This window comes from Hydrogenophilus thiooxidans (genome assembly GCF_019049855.1).
GTDB classification, from domain to species: Bacteria; Pseudomonadota; Gammaproteobacteria; order Burkholderiales; family Rhodocyclaceae; genus Hydrogenophilus; species Hydrogenophilus thiooxidans.
On the sequence record NZ_JAHLSY010000056.1, the window covers coordinates 1 to 1,278 of the forward strand.

The window sequence follows — 1,278 nt, forward strand, 5'->3', positions numbered from 1 at the left end:
ATGTCCGGTTTTCAACGGAATGCTGCTTGGCTGCCCAGGCCGTAGGTGGTGGGCTACCTGTCTCCTTCTGGTTGGGGTAGGTTGGCCGCTTTGGTCAGGAGCCCGGCTTTGCGCTTTTCCTTGAGCCGGAAGCTCTCGCCCTTGATGTTGAGGGTGGTGGCATGATGCAGCAGCCGGTCGAGAATGGCCGTGGCCACCACTTGGTCGGCAAAGATCTCGCCCCAGTCGGCAAACCCTTTGTTCGAGGTGAGAATGATCGAGCCTTTTTCGTAGCGTCGGGCCACCAATCGAAAGAAAAGGCTCGCTTCCTGTCGTTCAAGCGGCAGGTAGCCGATCTCATCGACGATCAGCACCTTGGGGTAGGTAAGCTGCTGCAGTTGCCGCTCCAGGCGTTTCTCCTGCTGGGCACGCTTGAGCCGGTTCATCACTTCCTCCAGCGTCAGAAACAGCACCCGATGACCCGCTTCGACAGCCTTCACGCCAAGCGCGATGGCCAGGTGGGTCTTGCCCACGCCCGGTGGCCCTAACAGGATGACGTTCTCTGCCCGCTGCACAAACGCCAGTCCGGCAAGGCTTCGGATCACTTTGCGGTCGATCGCGGGCTGAAAGTCGAAGTCAAACTGCTCGAGCGTCTTGATCCAGGGCATACGGGCTTGCCTGAGGCGACTCTCCAGCCCTTTTTGGTTGCGACCCGCCCATTCCGTGGCCAGGGCCTCGGCAAGAAAGCTGCGGTAGTCGAGCTCTTGCTTTGCCGCCTGTTCGCACAGGGCGTCGAGATTTGCGATCAGGTACTCCATCTTGAGTTGGCGCATCAGGTGCATCAGTTCCATGATGCCGCCTCCGCGTAAGCGGTCAGGCTTCTGGTCTCGACCTTGAGTTCCTGCCACAGCCGGGCATGGTGCTCGGGCACGACGCTCCAACCTGTGCGCTTCGGGCGCAGCCGGTGTTCGGCTACCACCGTGCCTTCGCTGTCGAACACTTTGAGCGTACCGTCCAGGGCCATGTGGATGAATACGGTTTGCCCACACAAGTGTGCGGGCACGCTGTAGCGGTTGCCGCGCACGTCGATGAAGGCATCGAGCGCCACCCGTCGGGTCTGCCGGTAGCTGGTATCGAAGCGCACCGGCGGCAACGGGGCAAGATGCGCGCGTTCCGCTTCGAAGCGCTCGCGCACGACCTCTTTGTGGGTACCGTGCACCCGCTCGTCGGCCACCTCGGCAAGCCACTTTTGGAGCAACTGGTTGAGATGCGCCAGGCTTTCAAACGCCCGGTGGCGCT

At 61.5% G+C, this 1,278-nt stretch carries 2 protein-coding genes; both read right to left on the minus strand.

Annotated features, from left to right (window positions below; all coding sequences use genetic code 11):
- Positions 1-53 precede the first annotated feature (53 nt).
- Positions 54-833: an IS21-like element helper ATPase IstB gene (gene istB, locus KUL93_RS11195; protein ID WP_217127116.1), complete on the minus strand. Its 780-nt coding sequence runs from the start codon at positions 831-833 to the stop codon at positions 54-56.
- Positions 821-1,278, minus strand: a 458-nt coding sequence (locus tag KUL93_RS11200; protein WP_430408215.1) for a Mu transposase domain-containing protein, incomplete at its 5' end; no start/stop codon positions are given. The genes KUL93_RS11200 and istB, both read right to left, overlap by 13 nt.